The organism is Streptomyces sp. YS-3 (assembly GCF_045257485.1).
Taxonomy (GTDB): Bacteria; Actinomycetota; Actinomycetes; order Streptomycetales; family Streptomycetaceae; genus Streptomyces.
Genome location: NZ_JBJHPC010000770.1, coordinates 1 through 2,774 on the forward strand (window position 1 = coordinate 1; position 2,774 = coordinate 2,774).

The window sequence follows — 2,774 nt, forward strand, 5'->3', positions numbered from 1 at the left end:
GGGTGGGGGAGGCCCCCTCGTTCCACGAGATGTGGCGCGATCTCGCGCCCATCGGGCGGGACAGGGACACCCGCGGCTACCGCCGCTTCGCCTGGACCGGCGCCGACGCCGAGTGCCGCGCCTGGTTCCGGGACCAGGCCGAGTCCCGCGGGCTGACCTACGAGGTCGACCGCAACGGCAACCAGTGGGCCTGGGCCGGCGACCCCACCGCCGGGGACGCCGTCGTCACCGGGTCGCACCTGGACTCCGTCCCGGACGGCGGCGCGTTCGACGGCCCCCTCGGCGTCGTCTCGTCGTTCGCCGCCCTCGACGAGCTGCGGCGGCGCGGAGCCGTGCCCACCCGCCCCCTCGCCCTCGTCAACTTCGGCGACGAGGAGGGCGCCCGCTTCGGCCTCGCCTGCGTCGGCTCCCGGCTCGCCGCCGGGCAGCTGACCGCCGAGGCCGCGCACCGGCTGCGCGACGGCGACGGGGTCACCCTGCCGCAGGCGATGGAGCGCGCCGGATACGACCCGGACGCCATCGGCCCCGACCCCGAGCGCCTCGCCCGTATCGGCGCGTTCGTCGAGCTGCACGTGGAGCAGGGCCGCGCCCTGGACCTCAGCGGCGACGCGATCGGCGTCGCCTCCGCCATCTGGCCGCACGGCCGCTGGCGGTTCGACTTCGCGGGTGAGGCCAACCACGCGGGCACCACCCGCCTGGTGGACCGGCGCGACCCGATGCTCACGTACGCCGAGACCGTCCTCGCCGCCCGCCGCGAGGCCGAACTCGCGGGCGCGGTCGCCACCTTCGGCAAGATCTCCTGCGAGCCCAACGGCGTCAACGCCATCCCGTCGCTGGTGCGCGGCTGGCTGGACTCGCGCGCCGCCGACCAGACGACCCTGGACACCGTGGTCACGGCGATCGAGCGGGCGGCGCGCGAGCGCGCCGAGCGGGACGGTGTGGACCTGACCGTCGTCCGGGAGTCGTTCACGCCCGTCGTCGAGTTCGAGCACGCCCTGCGCGACGAACTGGCGAAGATCCTCGGCGGGCACACCCCCGTCCTCGGCACCGGCGCCGGACACGACGCCGGAATCCTCTCGGGGACGGTCCCGACCGCCATGCTGTTCGTACGCAACCCCACGGGCGTCTCGCACTCCCCGGCCGAGTTCGCCGGCGAGGACGACTGCGTGGCCGGGGTGATCGCACTCGCCGACGTTCTGGAGGGGCTGGCGTGCAGGTGACGTCGTACTGGCTGGAGCACGCCTGGCTCGACCCCGAGGTCGAACCGGGCGTGCTGGTGGAGGTGGCGGACGGGCGGATCACGGCCGTACGCACCGGAGTCGACGCGCCGCCCCCCGGCGCCGTCCCCCTGCGCGGCCTCACCCTGCCGGGTCTGGCCAACGCCCACTCGCACGCCTTCCACCGGGCCCTGCGCGGCACGGTCCAGGTCGGCTCCGGCACGTTCTGGACCTGGCGCGAGACGATGTACGCGGTCGCGGCGCGGCTCACGCCCGACTCGTACCACGCGCTGGCGCGGGCCGTGTACGCGGAGATGGCGCTCGCCGGGATCACCGCGGTGGGCGAGTTCCACTATCTGCACCACGCGCCGGGCGGCACGCCGTACGCCGACCCGAACGCGATGGGCGAGGCGCTGATCGAGGCCGCCGCCGACGCCGGGATCCGCGTCACGCTGCTCGACACCGCGTATCTGTCGGCCGGCTTCGGCGAGCCGCCCAACGCCCACCAGCTGCGGTTCTGCGACGGCACCGCGCAGGCGTGGGCCGAGCGGGCGGCGCTGCTCAAGCCGCGCGACGGCGTACGGATCGGGGCGGCGATCCACTCCGTACGGGCGGTGCCCGCGGACCAGTTGCGCGAGGTCGCGGCGTGGGCCGAGGAGCGGGAGGCGCCCCTCCACGTCCACCTCTCCGAGCAGGTCGCGGAGAACGAGGCGTGTCTGGCCGCGCACGGCCGCACCCCGACGCGGCTGCTGGCGGACCACGGGGTGCTGGGGCCGCGCACGACCGGCGTCCACAACACGCACCTCACCGATGAGGACATCGCGCTGCTCGGCGGGTCGGGCACGGGTACGTGCATGTGCCCGACGACCGAGCGCGACCTCGCCGACGGCATCGGCCCCGCCGTCGCCCTCCAGCGCGCCGGGTCGCCCCTGTCGCTCGGCAGCGACAGCCATGCGGTGATCGACCTGCTGGAGGAGGCGCGGGCGATGGAGCTGGACGAGCGGCTGCGCACACGGACCCGGGGGCACTGGACGGCGGCGGCGCTGCTGCGCGCGGCGTCCCCGGACGGCCACGCGGCCCTGGGCTGGCCCGAGGCGGGCCGCCTGGCACCGGGCGCCCTCGCGGACTTCGCCACGATCGCCCTGGACACGGTCCGCACGGCGGGCCCGGTGCCGCGGCTCGGCGCGGAGACGGCGGTGTTCGCCGCGTCGGCGGCGGATGTGCGGGAGGTGGTGGTGGGGGGTCGCCGGGTGGTGCGCGACGGCGTGCACGCGACGGTGCCGGACGCGGGCTCCGCCCTTGCGCAGGCGATCGCGTCCCTACGGGAGTGAGCCCCGCCCGCGGACCGGTGGCGGGCCGCTCGCGCAGTTCCCCGCGCCCCTGGAAGTCTGTGGCTGAACTGAGTTCCCCGACTGCGGCGCAGTACCTCAGGGGCGCGGGGAACTGCGCGAGAAGCCCCACCGGTCCGCAGACGAACAACCGCCCCCACCGGAGAGGACCCATGACCACCACCCTCATCACCAACATCACCACCCTCGTCACCAACGACCCCACCCT

At 75.6% G+C, this 2,774-nt stretch carries 2 protein-coding genes; both read left to right on the plus strand.

Annotated elements, in window-relative coordinates:
* The first annotated feature begins 2 nt into the window (after positions 1–2).
* Positions 3–1,220, plus strand: a complete 1,218-nt coding sequence (locus ACJA3G_RS34530) for an allantoate amidohydrolase (protein ID WP_406556981.1) — start codon at positions 3–5, stop codon at positions 1,218–1,220.
* Entirely contained in the window at positions 1,211–2,548 is a 1,338-nt protein-coding gene (locus tag ACJA3G_RS34535) for a formimidoylglutamate deiminase (RefSeq protein ID WP_406556982.1), read from the plus strand. The genes ACJA3G_RS34530 and ACJA3G_RS34535 overlap by 10 nt, the downstream gene beginning before the upstream one ends.
* The last annotated feature ends 226 nt before the right edge of the window (positions 2,549–2,774 follow it).